This window comes from Acaryochloris marina MBIC11017, assembly GCF_000018105.1.
GTDB classification, from domain to species: domain Bacteria; phylum Cyanobacteriota; class Cyanobacteriia; order Thermosynechococcales; family Thermosynechococcaceae; genus Acaryochloris; species Acaryochloris marina.
On record NC_009925.1, the window covers coordinates 1,371,556 to 1,388,672 of the forward strand.

Annotated in this window: 13 protein-coding genes; 6 read left to right on the forward strand and 7 right to left on the reverse strand. The window is 46.3% G+C overall.

Features of this window, described 5'->3' with window-relative positions:
* Nucleotides 1-422: 422 nt before the first annotated feature.
* Nucleotides 423-1,403 carry a leucine-rich repeat domain-containing protein gene (locus AM1_RS06185; protein WP_083776701.1) on the forward strand — a complete coding sequence of 327 codons (981 nt, stop codon included), beginning with the start codon at nt 423-425 and terminating at the stop codon, nt 1,401-1,403.
* A gap of 50 nt (nt 1,404-1,453) precedes the next feature.
* On the opposite strand, the gene AM1_RS06190 is transcribed toward AM1_RS06185, so the two are convergent.
* On the reverse strand, nt 1,454-2,065 hold the full coding sequence (locus AM1_RS06190; RefSeq protein ID WP_238549179.1) for a hypothetical protein: 612 nt from the start codon (nt 2,063-2,065) through the stop codon (nt 1,454-1,456).
* Between the two features lie 54 nt (nt 2,066-2,119).
* A complete protein-coding gene (fumC, locus tag AM1_RS06195) occupies nt 2,120-3,514 on the reverse strand; it encodes a class II fumarate hydratase (RefSeq protein WP_012161957.1) in 1,395 nt (464 codons plus the stop codon).
* 313 nt (nt 3,515-3,827) lie between these two features.
* Here fumC and pilM point away from each other — a divergent pair, with 313 nt between their 5' ends.
* From pilM to AM1_RS06215, 4 genes are all read left to right on the forward strand, one after another.
* The gene (gene pilM, locus AM1_RS06200) at nt 3,828-4,916 is read left to right on the forward strand and encodes a type IV pilus assembly protein PilM (protein ID WP_010476352.1); all 1,089 of its coding nucleotides are present in this window, start codon (nt 3,828-3,830) and stop codon (nt 4,914-4,916) included.
* A 4-nt stretch (nt 4,917-4,920) separates the two neighbouring features.
* Nucleotides 4,921-5,673, forward strand: a complete 753-nt coding sequence (locus tag AM1_RS06205; protein ID WP_012161959.1) for a PilN domain-containing protein — start codon at nt 4,921-4,923, stop codon at nt 5,671-5,673.
* Nucleotides 5,670-6,389 carry a pilus assembly protein PilO gene (locus AM1_RS06210; RefSeq protein ID WP_012161960.1) on the forward strand — a complete coding sequence of 240 codons (720 nt, stop codon included), beginning with the start codon at nt 5,670-5,672 and terminating at the stop codon, nt 6,387-6,389. Before AM1_RS06205 ends, AM1_RS06210 begins: the two co-directional genes overlap by 4 nt.
* Nucleotides 6,390-6,550: 161 nt before the next feature.
* The gene (locus AM1_RS06215; protein ID WP_238549180.1) at nt 6,551-8,536 is read left to right on the forward strand and encodes an AMIN domain-containing protein; all 1,986 of its coding nucleotides are present in this window, start codon (nt 6,551-6,553) and stop codon (nt 8,534-8,536) included.
* A gap of 83 nt (nt 8,537-8,619) precedes the next feature.
* On the opposite strand, the gene rpe is transcribed toward AM1_RS06215, so the two are convergent.
* From rpe to AM1_RS06230, 3 genes are all read right to left on the reverse strand, one after another.
* Nucleotides 8,620-9,327: a ribulose-phosphate 3-epimerase gene (gene rpe, locus AM1_RS06220; RefSeq protein WP_012161962.1), complete on the reverse strand. Its 708-nt coding sequence runs from the start codon at nt 9,325-9,327 to the stop codon at nt 8,620-8,622.
* Nucleotides 9,328-9,461: 134 nt separating this feature from the next.
* Nucleotides 9,462-10,913 (reverse strand): mechanosensitive ion channel family protein, encoded by a 1,452-nt coding sequence (locus tag AM1_RS06225; RefSeq protein WP_012161963.1) that lies wholly within the window; start codon nt 10,911-10,913, stop codon nt 9,462-9,464.
* 42 nt (nt 10,914-10,955) lie between these two features.
* Nucleotides 10,956-13,055, reverse strand: a complete 2,100-nt coding sequence (locus AM1_RS06230; RefSeq protein ID WP_012161964.1) for an adenylate/guanylate cyclase domain-containing protein — start codon at nt 13,053-13,055, stop codon at nt 10,956-10,958.
* A gap of 517 nt (nt 13,056-13,572) precedes the next feature.
* Between AM1_RS06230 and AM1_RS06235 the strand changes: the two genes are divergently transcribed.
* Nucleotides 13,573-15,288: an ABC1 kinase family protein gene (locus tag AM1_RS06235; RefSeq protein ID WP_012161966.1), complete on the forward strand. Its 1,716-nt coding sequence runs from the start codon at nt 13,573-13,575 to the stop codon at nt 15,286-15,288.
* A 21-nt stretch (nt 15,289-15,309) separates the two neighbouring features.
* Here AM1_RS06235 and AM1_RS06240 read toward each other — a convergent pair whose 3' ends face one another.
* Complete coding sequence (locus AM1_RS06240) at nt 15,310-16,803, reverse strand: UDP-N-acetylmuramoyl-L-alanyl-D-glutamate--2,6-diaminopimelate ligase (RefSeq protein WP_041659273.1); 1,494 nt, start codon at nt 16,801-16,803, stop codon at nt 15,310-15,312.
* 28 nt (nt 16,804-16,831) lie between these two features.
* Nucleotides 16,832-17,104, reverse strand: coding sequence for a glutaredoxin family protein (locus tag AM1_RS06245; protein WP_012161968.1), 273 nt, complete (start codon nt 17,102-17,104; stop codon nt 16,832-16,834).
* Nucleotides 17,105-17,117 lie beyond the last annotated feature (13 nt).

Sequence of the window (17,117 nt, forward strand, 5' to 3'; positions counted from 1 at the left end):
AAGAGGTCATCCGTACCATTGCCTCTCTAGTTTTCTGACCACCCTATTGAGAGGTACTGCAGCACGCTAAGCCTTAAAAGCCACCGTTGCACTACTGATAGTGCATTTTTGTCCTTCGGATCCCTTACCATTTCTCAGCACAAAGGTTGATGGAATGATCTCGCACGTCAAAGTTTGAGATGAAGTCGCTCCTGTCTATTCTGAATATCTGGCATGTCTATACAAGCCAGATATCCATGCCACCGTACGCATAGTGTTTTGTAGGTCGCTAAGTGATACGGATCAATCATCGTATTTCCCAAACAGCTTAAACTTCAATCGATGAGATAAGAGACAGGCTGACAACTCGTCAAGTTGCTCATTCACTTTTCATTCACCCGCTTACTGGCCTGTCATTGAAGTCAAACTAGCATCAATTATTCATGAAACTATCGCCTACGCCGTTGCTTCGTTGGCCCTCTAGAACAATACTGATTGTGCTGACAATGGTAGCTGCAAGTCCTTTCGTTTATTTTGGAGTCCAACATTTAGCCTCCCAAGAAGGGGGCAATCAGCCACAGACGGTCGAAAACAAGCAAGAACAACAAGGACGCTCTACACCTGGGTATATTGAGGCGCAGCGTCGAATCCAACAGGCCATTGATACGCAAGCAACAGACCTGAACCTTACCAATTTATCTTTGACCCAAGTTCCCCCTGAAATCGGGCAGCTTTCCCAACTTCAATCCTTGGATTTGAGCGGGAATCAGCTTCGTCAACTCACGCCAGAAATTGGTCAACTCACCCAACTTCAAGATCTCTTTCTCACACAGAATCAACTGGAGAGTTTGCCCCCAGAAATTGGTCAACTCTCCAATTTAGAATGGCTACAAGCCGATGGTAATCAGCTAAGTCGGTTGCCCAAAGAAATTGGTCAGCTCTCAAACCTAGAGATGCTGTGGTTGAGGAGGAATAAATTAACCCATTTACCCGCCGAAATCGGCCAACTCTCTGCACTTGCAGATTTGGAGATTATGGATAACCAGTTGCAAACCTTGCCCTCTGAGCTGGGTCGCTTAACTCAACTACAATCGCTCAAGGTTCAAAATAATGCGTTATCCAGTCTACCTGCCACGATCGTGCAGCTCAGTAGCTTAAAACTGCTCGATCTCGACAATAATCAATTCAAGGCTTTACCCTCTCAGGTGGGACTGTTGAATAATCTGGAGACGCTAGACCTTAGCGATAACCAACTGAAGGAGTTGCCATCAGAATTAGGCCAGCTCAAAAAATTACAATTGCTTGTGGTGCGTGACAACCAACTGCATCGCTTGCCTCCAGAAATGACAAAATTGCCAAAACTACGGATGTTCCTATCAGGCAATCCCCTACCTCGTGAAATTCTGGAACAGCATAGTTTCTAACAGTAGGTACCGACTAATAATTCAGCAACTGTGGCCCATCAAATTCAGAGCTACCGTCGCTTTTTCTTCTTGAGCTTTTTGAGAAATTCAGGATCTTCTCGCATGGTCCGAGAGACGGTACGAAAGGCATGCTCAACTTGGGGGAGGGGCAAGTAAGTATCGGCTTCTAGAGCTAACATCACCTTACTGCCATCACTTAAAGGCACCAGATAAATTTCTACGATGTTGTAGCCTCGACTGGTGCGCTTATACTGCAGCTCTCCAGACAATGTTTGTCCCAGGAAACGACGTTGATGATATTCTCGCGCTGGGGCATTTATCCCCAAATAGGTTGTTTTGAGATATCCCAACAACTCTTCATCTTCCATATCCAGCAGTTCTAGCCAGTCTGCAGCTAAAGCGGCCATACGGATTTTGAGTTTGCGGTTTCCCTTTTGTGCCACGACGCCGATGGTATCGTTGCCTAGGGATTTGACTTCGGAAAATCCCCGAGGGGTTTCAAAGATCAGGCCATGGGCAAAATGGGTTAGACGTTTGGGTTGCGCCTTAGCCTGGGTATTAGCGGTGGGAGCTTCCTTTGCAACACTAGGGAGGGGAAGCAGAGTGGGCGTTAGGGCGATCAGACCCGCGATCGCAGTCGGTAACATCCGAAATTGAGTCATAGTATCAACCAAAAACTAAGGAATCAGGACAGTTCTGAACGTCTAGTAAAAAAATCAAATATTTGAGTCCCACGGGTGAGTCATTTGCACCGGTTGCACAGATTGATCGAATTCTTCAGCCGTTAGAAAGCCAAGGGCGACGCAAGTTTCTCGTAAGGTTTGGCCCGTTTGATACGCTTGTTTCGCAACTTGTGCTGCCCGGTCGTAACCAATTTGAGGCGTTAGCGCTGTCACCAACATCAATGACTGATTCAGGTAGGTTTCTATTTGCGACAAGTTGGGTTGAACACCAACAACCAGATAGGTTTTGAACGCATCACAGGCATCCGAAAGAATGCGAATAGAGTGCAAAAGATTGTGAATAATCACTGGCTTAAAGACATTCAGCTCTAGGTTACCCTGACTCCCCGCAAAACTAATCGCTGTGTCATTACCAATCACCTGAGCGCAAACCATCGTTAACGCTTCACACTGAGTTGGATTCACCTTTCCAGGCATAATGGACGACCCTGGTTCATTGGCTGGCAAGCTTAACTCCCCCAATCCACAGCGAGGTCCCGACGCCATCCAGCGCAAGTCATTGGCAATCTTGACCAAACTACAAGCCAAGGTTTTTAGCGCACCACTCGTCATCACTAAAGCATCATGGGCAGCCAGTCCTGCAAATTTATTCGGGGCAGTCACAAAGGGCAAACCCGTCAATTCTGCAATTTGGTCAGCAACTCGCTTTGCGAACTCAGGGTGAGTATTCAATCCAGTCCCCACAGCCGTTCCCCCCAAAACCAATTCATACAGGTGTGGCAATGTATGCTGGAGTCGCGTTAGATTTTGTTCCAATTGAGCAACATATCCCGAAAACTCTTGTCCTAACGTTAGTGGCACAGCATCCATCAAATGAGTACGGCCAATTTTGACAATTCCATCAAATTCTCCAGCCTTGGTCCCTAAGGCATCGCGAAGGTCAGTCACCTGAGGAATCAATTGATGGACAAGTTGCTCCAAAGCTGCAATATGCATAGCGGTCGGAAACACATCATTCGATGACTGAGACAGATTGACATGATCATTGGGATGACAAGGATCTTTACTCCCCAATTGACCATTCGCTAGCTCAATAGCGCGATTGGCAATCACCTCATTGGCATTCATATTGGATTGAGTGCCACTGCCGGTCTGCCACACCCGTAAAGGGAACTGATCATCCCATCGACCATTCACCACTTCGGTGGCAGCCTCAACAATCAAGTTAGCCACCTCTGGGGACAGGCGATCCAAAGTCAAATTCACTTTTGCTGCCGCTTGCTTAACCAGGCCCAAGGCACGAATCATCGCCCTCGGCATTTTGTCATCGCCTATCGCAAAATATTTTAGAGACCGTTGAGTTTGTGCGCCCCAATAACAATCACTCGGCACCTCAACGCTGCCCATACTATCGGTTTCAATCCGCACTTTATCGTTACGCTGAGATAGTTGAGACATGCGTAGTTCGGCCTTTTTTCGAGAAATGTCAGCAAATTTTAGAGTATGGTACAACCATACGTTAACGTGGGTATCCTGACTGAGAGGGTGAGTTCAGGCAACTTACACGTTCAGTTTTTTGCATCATCCTTCATAATCTAATGGTGTTATTGAAGCTGTAATGGTTCGAACCGGAAGATGTTGATTGTGCCCAAAAAAGTGGGTATCCTCCCAACAGAACAAAGCCTCAAACATTAGGTTTAATTATTTCCATATTGTTATTCAGCCTGTAGCGGACATACCTGTGGTGACTTCATTAAAAAGTCTGTTTTCGAATTCGAATCAGGGGGTAGGCGTAGAGTTAACCCCAGACAGCGTGAATATCGTTCAACTTAAGCAACAAAAGCAGGGGACAAACCTCAATACTTTTGCGGCAATTCCTATTCCGGAAGGTGCTTTTCAAGATGGACGGATTACAGATCCAGACGCCATTGCCGATGCCCTTCGTCAAGGAATTACAGAACATAAAATCAAAGCCAAAGCTGCCATATGCGCCGTTCCCATTGGTGAAGCTGTCATTCGGTTGATTCGTTTACCGGCCGAACTGGACGAAATGGAACTGCGGGATATGGTTCTTAATCAAGAAGCAGCCATATATTTGCCCTTTCCTCGGGAAGAAGCAGATGTTGACTTTCAACGGTTAGGAACAGACATCGATGAGGATGGCATTGAACGAGTCGAAGTACTTCTCGTTGCCACGCCAAAAGACATTACTGAAAATTACCTCAATGTTTTCCAACAGGCAGGTCTAGATCTGAAGGTTCTAGAAGTCAGTAGTTTTTCCTTAATCAGAACGCTGCGAAATCAACTCCTCCAATTTATGGAAGGAGAAGCAGTGGCACTGGTGAATATAGATTTTGATGGTACTGAAATTAGTATCGTCATGGATGGTATTCCTCAATTTAATCGTAAGGTCCCCATTGGCACTCATCATCTTCAAAATGCGTTGAGTCGGGCGATGAACCTGCCTGGCGCAATGGGGGCAGATTTATTGCAAGGGATGACCGTTCCTTTAGATGTAACGGACAACACCGCCAATAATCCCAGCTCTGCTGCCATCCTGAGAATGTTAAGCGATTTATCGGATGAACTTCGCCGTTCCATCGACTTCTACTTAAACCAGGGTGAAAATTTAGATATTACGCAAGTCTTTGTATCAGGACCAGGTGCCAGTTTAGGACAAATTGATGAGTTTTTAACCCAGCGTTTAGGACTGACAACAACATTAGTCGATCCAATTAGCTCGCTCGGCATTCAAAATTCAGACAGTATTCCGATGGCTCAACGTCCTGCCTTAAGTGTTGTTATGGGTCTTGGGATGCGGGAGGTATAAGTGCATGTATTCAATTGATATCAACCTATTAAATGATCGCCCAGAATATGGTCAACAAGTTGTCTCTTCTGCCAGCTATGACAGTGATGATAAAACACCATTATTTATCGGCTTGGGTGTGGGTGGAGCAGCCTTAGGGTTAGTTCTCATTGGCTTTGGCGTCATGTCCTTCTTAAATCAGCAGTTAGTAGCTGAAGAAGAGAATCTAGATAGTGAGCTGGCACTGTTAGCACCAAAGTTAGCTGAGGTCGACGATCTTAAATTGCAAGAACGGCAAGTGAAAGAGGAAACCAAAGCATTAGCAACGATTTTTAACCAAATCAAGCCTTGGTCAGCGACCTTACAAGATATCCGAGACCGTGTCCCACCTACCTTGCAGGTGACAAAAATTCAGCAAAAGGCTGCAACACCCCCTGCACAGGCAGGACAACCGAATGCCCAAGCAGCCACCGTCGCCGCTTTATCAGCACCGACGCAGTTGACGATTACCGGCAACGCTATTTCCTTTAACGATGTCAATGACTTTGTGTTGACCTTGAGAAAATCTCCCTTTCTGACCGTAGCGCAAACACAGCTGATGTCATCTGAGCGCAAAACGGATCAGAAAACTCAGGTTTCATTAGTTCAACATCAATTGGAAACCACAATTAATGATGTTCCAGCGTCCGAATTACTACAAATTCTGAACGCAAAAGGTGCATCTGGATTAGCTGCCCGAATTGGGGCGCTGAAGCAAAAAGGAGTAATGAATCCATGACGGCCACTGGCGGATTTGCAAGAGAAGACGAACTCTTGGGACCTTCTTATCCCACTTTATTTGGGATTACTTTTACCCCCACGGTATCAGGAATTTTGGCAGCTGTTGTTGGTGTAGGCCTAGCAGCATATGTCGGGACTCAGCTTGTCTCACCCAAATATGCTGAATACCAAGAGCTTCAAGAATCTGTTACACAAAAAACAAATGATTTAGAACAAAAAGAAGCCACTACCCAACGAGTAGACGAGATCATAGAGCGACTTAATCGTGCAAAGCGAGAGAATAAAGAGGTTCGAACTCTTTTCTCTGATCAGCAAGCATTGGATACGTTGCTATTAGATTTAAATCGCGTAATTGTTTCTAGTAATGCTGAATTGCAGACGTTTAAGCCTGATTATGGCAAGTCTGGCATTGTAACCGATAGCTCCTTAGGAGCATCCTTAAATAGCAAGATCAAACGGCAAGTCACTTCAGTCTCTTTTCAAGGAACGTTCAACCAAACTTTGCAAATTATGCAAGCCATTGATCGCCTGCAAACTGTTTTGGTCGTTCGCGACTTATCGATGGAGCTACAAAAGCCAACCGAATTTGGCCCTCGCAATCTTGTGAAGTCTACCTTTAATTTGCATGCTTATGTGCCCTTGAGTGCAGAAGAAGCTGCTGTTGCTGCTCAGGCTGCTGCCGCAAAAGCCAAACCAGAGGCCAAGACGAATTAAATGCAATAGATTCATTTAATCGCTACCGCCTAAGCTGCAACCTGCAGCTACATCTACAACGAACAGTCATCATTAATTATTAAATAGAGGAGTGTAGGGTGAACTCGTATCAAGGAAAACCCGGAATTATTATAGGCTGCACTGCAGCTGCACTAGGCGCAATGATTCAGCCAGTATGGGCTGCTGAAACTGAAGTCACCAATGTTCAACTCAATCCCACCTCAAAGGGATTTGAACTCGTACTCGGAACTCAAGGTGATAACCGCCCTCCCATTTTTACGGTCAATCGAGGCAATACATCCGTTTCAGACGTCAGCAATTCTCTCTTACGGCTACCAGAGGCAGGCCCATTTCAACAGAAAGATCCGGCTCCTGGCATTAAATTCGTTGAAGTTCGACAATTAGATCCTGATACGGTCAGAATTACAGTAGAAGGAGTCCATTCTGCTCCTATTGCCGAAACGATTCGCAACGACAATCGGGATGGTGTTTTAGCCATTAAATTTGATGGTGCGCCTGGTAGTACGGATTCAGTCGCAACATCGTCTCAGCCCTCCAATCTTCGCTCTCGAGCTAGTGCTGTCCCTCCCTTTAGAAGTCGGGCAAAGGCTCCACCTGTTGGAGATATAGCAATTGCCCCATTGAATGTTGAGCCTGAACGCATCGATCTTGGCAGCGATCAAATCATTCCTAAGTTGTTGCTACGTGAAGCCCCTGTTCGTGAGGTATTAACACTCTTGGGCCGTGCCGCTAATGTGAACGTCGCTTTCGCGGAAGATGGAGGAGACGGAGAAGAAGGAGCTTCCGCCTCATCTACCATCACATTAGACATCGAGAATGAATCTGTTGATGATGTCTTTAACTACGTCTTACGCTTATCTGGGATGCAAGCTAACCGGGTCGGTCAAACGGTCTTTGTCGGCAAAACGCTACCAGGTGATGCCCAAAACCGGGTTGTGAGAACAATTCGTCTGAATCAACTTAAGGCAACAGCGAAGATCACAAGATCAAGTTCATTCACCAATGAAGCAGAAACTGGAGCCAATATCACACCTACTGGTGCCGATAATGACGCTTCTACTCCTCAAACAGGTATAAAACGAGAAAATTCTGTTAAGGAAGAGATTGAATCACTAGGAGCAAAAGAACTCCTTGAGAATTATGGTGCCAATGGTGGCAGCTCAGAAGGAAGTAGCGCTAGCTTATTGGAAGGTTTGGAAGTCGTTGCTGATGCCCGGACTAATACCATCACCCTAATCGGGACTCCCCGAAAAGTGGAAACAGCAACAGCCCTGCTGACAAGAATGGATGTGCGTCAGCGTCAGGTAGCTATTAATGTCAAATTTATTGATGTCAATTTGCTGAAAGGTAAACTTTCCAACGCAGATCTACAGTTTAGAGCTAATGACTCCTTAGGGATTGGTTTTAGACCAGATGCTAATGGCAGAGGTGGCTTAACTTCAATCTTTGGATCAGGCACTGTTCCTATTGTAGGTAGCGGCTTGTTCACCTTAACTGAAACCTTTTTAGGTAATTTGTTTGTATCAATACAAAATAATGATGCCAAAATCCTAACGAACCCAACTTTATTAGTACAAGAAGGTAGTTCAGCTCAGGTCAATCTAACTGAGCAAGTTTTCACAGGCTTTGTACAAAGAGTTTCAAGTTCAGGAAGTACAGCAGGTGCCACTACTGATTCAACTAGTACTGAACCCAACATTCAAAATGCAGGAGTTATTCTAAACGTTGTAGTAGATCACATTGATGACAATGGGTTTGTGACGTTGAATCTATCACCGGAAGTCAGCTCTCTATCAGGGAGAACTTTTGTTGATGCTCTATCAGGAGATACCGCTTTCCTCTTACAGCAACGCCGAGTTGAAACAGGAAAAGTTCGTTTGCGAGATGGTCAAACAATAGTATTAACTGGAATCATTCAAGATCAAGATAGAGTTGATGTTAGCAAAGTGCCTATCTTAGGGGATATCCCATTATTGGGTCGGCTCTTCCGACGTGAAAATAAAACTAGACAGAGAAGTGAATTAGTTGTGCTAGTGACTCCGCAGATTGTGGATGATTCGGATCAAACCACTTATGGTTATCGCTATACACCCGGCGAAGAATCCCAAAAGCTTCTGAATCCCTAGTTCGCACTAAGAATCATAAAAGTACCCCTCATCTTGAAGCAAGATGAGGGGTACTTTATATGGAATATAAAAAATATTTGGAATTAGGCTGTAACTAATTCGGGTTCAGGACGTTTGCTGTTACGAATGGCTTTGATAGTTTCAGCATAGTCATCTGCTTTAAACACCGCTGAACCAGCCACAATAGCATTTGCTCCGGCTTCAAGTACTTGCCAAGTATTGTTCGCTTTGAGACCACCATCCACTTCAATCCAAGGATCTAGACCACGTTCATCACACATTTGGCGAAGTTGACGGATTTTGGGCAGTACTCCTGGAATGAAACTTTGTCCGCCAAAACCTGGGTTAACACTCATGATCAAAACCAGATCACAGAGTTCTAAAACGTAATCAATCTGTTCTAGAGACGTGCCCGGGTTCAAAACTACACCTGCCATCTTGCCCAGTTCTTTAATTTGGCCTAAGGCGCGATGAAGGTGGGTTGTGGCACTTGCTTCAGCGTGAACTGAAATGATATCCGCCCCTGCTTTAGCAAAATCGGCAACATATCGATCTGGTTCCACAATCATCAAGTGAACATCCAAAGGCTTCTGAGTAACCGGGCGTAGCGCATCCACGATCAAGGGACCAATAGTGATGTTCGGAACAAAACGACCATCCATAACATCAACATGAATCCAGTCTGCCCCTGCTTTATCGACGGCTCGAACTTCCTCACCTAAACGGCTAAAATCCGCAGATAGGATAGACGGAGAGATGACGGTCGATTTGGGTGAAGAAGATAGAGTCATGGTAAAAGATCCGGTGATGACGACTGCTTAAAGAGGCAAATTTTAAAAACTTGAGCACTTTCGCAGTAACCAGTTTAACAAAATCTTCAACTTTGACCTAACCCCGATTCTTAATCAAACCCTGATGTCATCGGTTAAGCATAGGTCTGTTGGGCAATTTGAATCGCTTTGCGGCGGGCTTCGATGATTTCATCCATCTCTCTTGCCAGTTGGGGGGTGCGTTCAATCAAAACCTGCATGGCTTCGATTTCTAAAATCATGACATCCACATCACTCAGAGCAACAACGGAGTTAGAACTCGGTTCTCTAGAGAGTAAAGCTGTGGCCCCAAAAAAATCTCCTTTGGATAACCTCAGCACTTCTTGGTCATGGTTGGTTTGGCTCAAGACGTTCATCTGGACCTGCCCAGTCAACAGAAAGTGCAGATTTACCTCTTCCTGTCCTTGATAGATAATACGCTCGCCTTTGCCAAAGGATTTAAAGTCTGCATTGGTCACCAGTTTCTCCAAGACTTCTGTATGGGTAGTGATGAAACAGGGTAGCGATCGCAACTCCGTAATAATCCGATTCGTACCGCCATTCAACTCAGGTTTGGGGGGGCGTTCATGAATCAGAGTGCGGATGGGAAATGGAATCGTTAAGCCATGGCGTTGGGCAGCATACCAAACCCGAGTCATAAATGCATCGCGGATCTCGGGCACCCGATCATAGTCTCGCAAATATAAACGGACATAGTAATTAATGGATGAATCCCCATAGGCACTAGTTTGGATAATCGGTTCTGGATCCGATAAGACACCTGGTGTTTCTAGAGCCGCTTGCCGGATCACCTGCTTAACCTTATTGGGTGGGTCATCGTAGGAAAACCCCAATTCCATCGGTTCCCCATGCAACGATTGGGGGCGTCGATAGTTATAGAACACTTCCTTGGCCAATACAGAGTTGGGCACAATCAGCATTTCTTTATTGCGGGTAATCAAATGGACTGCACGCCAATTGATCTCAATCACCTTGCCGACCGTGTCCCCAAACTTGAGCCAATCGCCAATCACAAAGGGGCGGCCAAACAGCAGCGCAATTCCTGAAAACAAGTTGCCGAGGGTATCTTGCAGGGCCAAACCAATAACAATAGAGCTAACCCCTAAGGCCGTGAGGAGGCCGCCTAAATCCGTTTTCCAAACCAAAGAGAGCACAAAGGCCGTCCCGATTAATATCAAGAAAAATCGAGTTAAATCTCTCAGGAGTTTAGGCACCTGGGCTTGCCAAGTATGGCCCCCGGCCTCCACAAACAGCAAAACATTTACAAAGGACAACGCCGCATGGATCAAGGACACCCACAAAGACGTCTGAACCAAGCGAATGGCCGTTTGTTCAGGATCTAAGCCGACAATTTTGGTCAGGACAATAAACCCAACAAAAATCGGCAAGACCAAATTTCGTAGGATTCTCAAGGTGTGAACAAGCGGTTTCCCCTGTTTCTGGGTATAGACAATCGATTCATTTAAAACCAACATCAGGCAGGGAAACCCAACCATCAAGCCGCAACTCCAGAGGAACCAGGATTGCTGAAGAAGAGAGGAAGTCATACTTGCACTAAAAAGATGTCAGGGGAGATGAAAAAAAGAGTGCTAAATCTTGAGCAACCAAGCAGGGAGCTTATTATCGCCGCTAATTTCTACTTCACGGCCATTTTCAAACTCATAAATATCACCCAGCTGGTTATGAACCGATTGACTGACCTGGACCGTATCACCTTTGCCAGCAGTTTGCATACGATGGGCAATATTAACCGTGTCTCCCCACAAGTCATAAATAAACTTGCTGCGACCGACAATACCCGCCACCACAGCGCCAGAATTGATGCCGACGCGAGCTTTCAAGGCCGTTTGATGAGTTTGGTTGAACCGCTGCACAATGCGAGTTATCTCAATGCCAAAGTCCATAATCCGTTTGGTATGGTCTAACCGAGGGACGGACAGGCCACACACGGCCATATAACCACTGCCAATAGTTTTGATCTTTTCGACCCCGAAGCGTTCGGCTGCTTCATCAAAAGCCCGAACTAACTCATTTAGCAAAGCCACAATCTCACTAGCAGAGAGTATTTCAGCCAGATCCGTAAATCCTATTAAGTCTGCAAATAACACCGTGACGTTGGCATAGCTATCCGCAATTTGCTCCTCACCACTTTTCAAGCGTTGGGCAACGGGTTCCGGCAAAATACAGGAGAGTAATTGCTCATTTTCTTGGCTTTGATGTTCGAGGGCTTGGGTTTTATGGGATAGACTTTCCACCATTTGATTGAATGAAACCGCCAGATCGTGGAATTCATCTTGAGAATTCATGGAGACGGTGACATCGGTATTGCCTTCGCTCAGTTGCCGAAAGCCGGCAATCAACGTTTGGATAGGCTTTACAAACAAGCGAGACAGTAACAGCGCCAGAATGGTGATCACTAAGATCAAAATTGCGGTGGAAATCAGGACTTGCTTCTGAAATTCAGTAATGGGGGCAAACGCTTCATCGGCGTCCATTTCCGCTAAGATAGCCCAGTCCAAGCCCTTGACCTGCAGCGTGCTGTAGGAACTGAGCACTGGAATGCCACGATAGTCATTAACAATGTCGATACCAGAATTACCCAACAATGCTCGCTGAGCTGCAACTGTTTTGACTTCTTGCTCCAAAATTGAGTTTTTCTGCCGCCGCATCCGCTCAATTTGAGAAGCTTCTAGACCACTTTGAGTCAGGGATTGGAAATAGCTGGGAGAGTTTTCCAATAAAAAGCGAGAGTTAGAGCGCAACAGAAAATCGGGTCCAACTAAATAGGTTTCTCCACTTTTACCCAAGCCCATATCTTGCCACCGTCGACCATTGGTCATGACTTCGTCAATCTTGTTGATATTGACCTGGAGGGCCATGACGCCAATGAGTTCTCCTCCCTCGAATAACGGGCTAGCGATAATGGCAGCAGGACTATTGAGAGAGGGACGATAGGGTTCAAAATCAGTAAAGGTTACAAACTTGGGTTCTCCTTTACGCACTACCTCCCGGAATGCTTGGGCTAAGACACTTTGAGAATAGGGACCTGACTCCAAATCAGTACTAAAATCAACTCCTTTATAGGCGCTATAAACAACTTTCCCTGATTTAGGATCAATTAAAAATAGATCTTCATAGGTAAACTCTGAGACCAAAGAGCGGAATGTTGGATGGTATCGCTGATGAACTTGAGTATATTTGCTCCCGTCCCCAGGATTATCAATTTTGACTTTTTCATCAAAATCCGGTGTTTTGATCGTGTAGTGATATTGCAGGTAAACATCGCTATTCCCCAGGGGCAAATAGGTTTGTACCTGAGGCTCTCCGTCTATATTGGCGTCTAAAGGCTGGATAAACTCCTTTTGATAGTACGCTTGAATCGCTTGCTGCCACTGGCTAGGGATTTTTTGGGACTTGAGTTCTTGGTGGGCTTGTCTAAACGCTTTCATGGCCTCCTTAGTAGTGGGATCATCACTGAGAAAGCGCATTTGATGATTCAGTTGATCAAAGAACGAACGCACCTCGTAGCTTTTAGACGTACGCAAGCTAGTGAGCTGATTGAAAATGCGGCGAGTCAAGACAGCTTTACCACTGTTGTAACCAATAAAAGCAATCACTAAGATTGAGCTTACGCTGACCCCTAGGAACATCAGGGTCAATTTGGATTGAATACTTAGCTTCTTCAGCACTCGTCAGATCTTCCTTGGACAATGGGTCACGGTCTTGCACTTGGCTTGTTTTTACCACGCTTCGTACCGTTTATGGCTGATAAATCTTTGTTTTTGCTACAACTGTAGGGATATTGGAGTTGAATCCTGAAATGAGGGAATCCTGGAGATAACGGCTTTCGCTTTCGAGCCAGGTCATTAACACTCGTTTTTCCATTACCTGAGGGAAGGATTGAAGCACCATCGCGCTTGTAACCTTTACACCATAAGGTACTTCTGCCAAACACTATCAATCTCTCTGGCCAGAGGCAAGTCTTTAAACTTTATGTATCTTTACCTAAACAGGATTTAATTTGTACTTTCTTATACTATATTTAAGTTAAGAAAAGATGGTCTTGAGCATAGTTGCCAAGCAATCAGTTTTAGCCTGCAAATTTGTGATTTGGGAAGTGCTAAAAACTTCAATAAGAAGCTAGATTTGCAATGGTTTAAGGGTATTGAGAACGCAGTTTTGGAGTTGTGAGGACAACGCAACGTGATGCAGCAACAGCTCATGTCATCCCCCCCGCCTGCTAACAGCGCACTGCAGCGATATGACGCCCGTAAGATCGCTTCTTACTACCGCTGGCGTCCTTGGAAAGCGCTCTGGCGTCTTATCTACATTATTAGTCTTTTTAATGGATTTATTTGGGGGCTGTTGTGGGATCGATGGACCCATACCAGCACAGCCCATTATCCTCAACGCGCCATTCAGATTCGGAAAATTCTGACCCAATTAGGGCCAACCTTTATTAAGGTGGGTCAAGCTTTATCGACTCGCCCTGATCTGATTCCCAAGGACTTCCTGACAGAGCTGATGTTGCTCCAGGATCAGTTGCCTCCATTCCCTAATGAGCAAGCATTTGCGCAAATTGAAGCTGAGTTACGCCAGCCAGTCCGGGAGATTTATCAAGAGATTTCAGCTCAGCCCGTTGCGGCTGCTAGCTTAGGCCAAGTTTATCGAGGCCGATTGTTTACGGGTGAAGAAGTCGCCATTAAGGTTCAGCGCCCTAATCTGAGGCCGAAGCTGACATTAGATCTGTATCTAATGCGATGGATGGCGGCTCGGTTTGGACGATTTCTCCCCCTCAATTTAGGTCATGATTTAACCCTGATTGTGGATGAGTTTGGTACCAAGCTATTTGAAGAGATTGACTACATCAATGAAGGTCAGAATGCCGAGCGGTTTGCAGAGAACTTCAAAGAGTATCCTGCTGTTGAAGTTCCCCGGATTCACTGGGCCTATAGTGGCAGAAAGGTCTTAACTCTCCAATGGATTAATGGTTTTAAGCTAACGGATAGTCAATGCGCAGTTGAAGCCAATATGGACCCGGATCGCCTGGTACAGATTGGTGTGATTTCAAGCTTGCGTCAGCTGCTAGAGTTTGGTTTTTTCCATGCCGATCCCCATCCTGGCAATCTGTTTGCCACCTCCGAAGGCAGCATGGCCTATGTAGACTTTGGCATGATGGACCAGCTCGATCAAACCACAAAGAATACCTTAGTGGATGCGGTCGTTCACCTCGTTAATAAAGACTATGAGTTGCTGGCAACTGATTTTGTCAAGCTGGGTTTTCTCACTCCTGAAACAGATATCCGCCCCATTATTCCCGCTCTAGAAGATGTATTCGATGACATCATTGGCGCTAAAGTGGGTGATTTCAACTTCAAAACCATTACTGATCGGTTCTCGGAGTTGATGTATGACTATCCCTTCCGAGTACCGGCAAAGTTTGCGCTGATCATTCGGTCTTTGGTGACTCAAGAAGGGGTCGCCCTATGCCTTAATCCTGACTTCAAGATTCTGGAAGTGAGTTATCCCTACGTGGCTCAGCGCCTGTTGGCTGGAGAAACCCCAGACTTTCAGCGTCGTCTCTTGGAAGTGCTGTTTAAGGATGGTAAATTCCAATGGCAGCGCCTGGAGAACCTGATTGCGATCGCACAAACGGATCAGAGTTTCGATCTCATCCCCACTGCCCGCTTAGGCATGCAGTTCTTGATGTCTGATGAGGGAGATTATTTGCGGCGTCAGGTGGTATTGGCCTTGATCGAGGATGATCGGCTCCATACCGAAGAAGTCGAACGACTGTGGAACTTAATTAAGGGCGATTTGAAGCCCGAGAAGCTCTTTAGTGTTGCCCTAGGCGCTTTGGCTGAATTCTCTGACTCCAATCTTCCTGAATGGCTGCCTCGGCCGCCTCTGCCTGTCTCATAAACGTTTCAAGCAGGAAAAGTCCTAACCATAGCGCTGAGCTAGAGCGGCTTGGGCTTCTTCGCGATCGTCGAAATGGATTTTTTCGGTGCCTAGGATTTGGTAGTCTTCATGGCCCTTGCCTGCAATCAGGATAGTATCACCGGGTTTTGCTTGTGCGATCGCAGCCTGAATCGCCACTCGCCGATCCACCTCCACTATGGGCTTCACCTCCATCGGGATACCCGCTAACACATCCTGCAAAATCTGCTGAGGATCTTCAGTTCGTGGATTATCGGACGTGACAATGGCCTGATCCGAAAGACGAGCAGCAATTTCTCCCATTAAGGGTCTTTTAGTCCGATCGCGATCGCCCCCGCAACCGAAGACACAGGCCATTTGGCCTTTAACAAAGGGACGGGCTGCCTTCAACAAATTCTCTAGACTATCGGGGGTATGGGCGTAATCAACAATCACGCTAATATCCTGGTCTGCAGAATAGGTAATTTGCTGCATTCGACCGGGCACCCCAGGGAATTGAGCTAAAGCTGGGGTGATTTGCTCTAAGGTCAGTCCTAATTCCAGGACAGCCCCGACAGCCGCCAATAGATTAGAGACATTAAACTGTCCCACCAAAGACGAAAAGAACTCCACCGTACCTTTCGGGGTATGCAGTTGTCCTTTAACCCCAGCCGTTTCATAGGACAGACCACTGGTATATAAATCCGCCGGTCCCTCAATACTGTAAGTCCAGCATTGATTCGGACCGATCTGGTCTACTAAGCGCTGACCGTAGACATCGTCAATATTGATAATGGCTCGCCCTTGTAAATAGTCCGGGGAGAACAATAGCGCCTTAGCGGCAAAGTAATCTTCCATATCCTGGTGGTAATCCAGGTGATCTTGAGTCAAATTCGAAAACACAGCCACCGTAAACTGGCAGCCCAGAACCCGTTTCTGGGCTAAAGCATGGGAGCTGACTTCCATCACCCCAAACTGACACTGGGCCGCCACCGCATCAGACAATTGCTGCTGTAAATCCACGGCAAAAGGCGTCGTATGGGCAGCCGTCACCTGATGCCCAGGCCAGCGGGCATACAGGGTGCCAAATAAAGCGGTGGGAGCTTGGGCCGTTGTCAATAAATATTCAATCAGATGGGTGGTCGTGGTTTTCCCATTCGTTCCGGTCATACCCACCAGCTTTAATTTCTGGCTTGGCTGATCATAAAAGGTGGCAGCCACCTCAGCACAAGCCCGAGGCATATCCTTCAGGGCCAACACACAGTGGGTACCCACATCCGCCCGATCCACTTGATCAGAAACCAACGCAGCAGCAGCACCCGCCTCAATTGCACTTTTCCAAAAACTACCACCATCCACGCGGGTACCCGGCATACCGATAAATAAATATCCTGGCTGGACTGCCCAGGAATTGGTCGTTAACCCCGTAATCTCTGCATCTAGGGCTGGATGGTCAGTGGGGGGCGTCTCCCACAGGTGGGTAGACAGTTCAGCGAGTAACGTACGTAATTTGACCATGCCCAATCCGTTGATGTCGATAAAAACACTAAAGATACTTTTGCAGAAATCGCTGCAATTGCTCAACTGACAAGCGAGGAGACGGACGCGGAAGGGGGGTTTCCGTCCCTTGATCCGCAGCCCCATTCTCTCGCTTTATCAATACGGGAATTTCATACTGATAGGCTTGAAACCAATCCTCACGGCTCGTAATATTGCGAATTTCGAGTTCAATGGGGGGATCCTGGATTTGCTCTAGTTTCTCTTGTAAACCCTCGCACAGGTGACATCCGGGTTTACTGTACAAAATCAAGGTAACCATGATTGCAGCATAG

Coding starts and splice junctions, on each gene's coding strand:
- AM1_RS06185 (WP_083776701.1), top strand. CDS start 423: ATGAAACTATCGCCTACGCCGTTGCTTCGTTGGCCCTCTAGAACAATA.
- AM1_RS06190 (WP_238549179.1), bottom strand. CDS start 2,065: ATGACTCAATTTCGGATGTTACCGACTGCGATCGCGGGTCTGATCGCC.
- AM1_RS06205 (WP_012161959.1), top strand. CDS start 4,921: ATGTATTCAATTGATATCAACCTATTAAATGATCGCCCAGAATATGGT.
- AM1_RS06210 (WP_012161960.1), top strand. CDS start 5,670: ATGACGGCCACTGGCGGATTTGCAAGAGAAGACGAACTCTTGGGACCT.
- AM1_RS06215 (WP_238549180.1), top strand. CDS start 6,551: ATGATTCAGCCAGTATGGGCTGCTGAAACTGAAGTCACCAATGTTCAA.
- rpe (WP_012161962.1), bottom strand. CDS start 9,327: ATGACTCTATCTTCTTCACCCAAATCGACCGTCATCTCTCCGTCTATC.
- AM1_RS06225 (WP_012161963.1), bottom strand. CDS start 10,913: ATGACTTCCTCTCTTCTTCAGCAATCCTGGTTCCTCTGGAGTTGCGGC.
- AM1_RS06235 (WP_012161966.1), top strand. CDS start 13,573: ATGCAGCAACAGCTCATGTCATCCCCCCCGCCTGCTAACAGCGCACTG.
- AM1_RS06240 (WP_041659273.1), bottom strand. CDS start 16,803: ATGGTCAAATTACGTACGTTACTCGCTGAACTGTCTACCCACCTGTGG.
- AM1_RS06245 (WP_012161968.1), bottom strand. CDS start 17,104: ATGGTTACCTTGATTTTGTACAGTAAACCCGGATGTCACCTGTGCGAG.